The organism is Pseudomonas putida, assembly GCF_028682175.1.
Classification (GTDB): Bacteria; Pseudomonadota; Gammaproteobacteria; order Pseudomonadales; family Pseudomonadaceae; genus Aquipseudomonas; species Aquipseudomonas putida_AD.
Genome location: NZ_JANHKS010000117.1, coordinates 1 through 226 on the forward strand (window position 1 = coordinate 1; position 226 = coordinate 226).

The 226-nt window shown below is 60.2% G+C and carries 1 pseudogene; it reads left to right on the plus strand.

The annotated features are described in order from the left end of the window. A pseudogene (locus tag NPS29_RS28720) lies at positions 1–226 on the plus strand (hypothetical protein); the annotation flags it as partial.

Sequence of the window (226 nt, forward strand, 5' to 3'; positions counted from 1 at the left end):
ACGGAAGCAAGATCGGCACGTTGGTTGCCGGTACGCTGCTGTCCCCGCTGATTGTCCTGCTCGCGCTCTGTCACTGGATCTCGTTGCTGCTGTGCTACCAGCCACGCTGGCCGAAGATCATCGAAGAGGCGGGGCAACCGGGTAAGCCAATCCCAAAATTGACCGTAGCCGAAGACTTTGGTCCCGAGATCGCTGAGCGCCTGCGTGCCAACTGCGCGAAAGATCG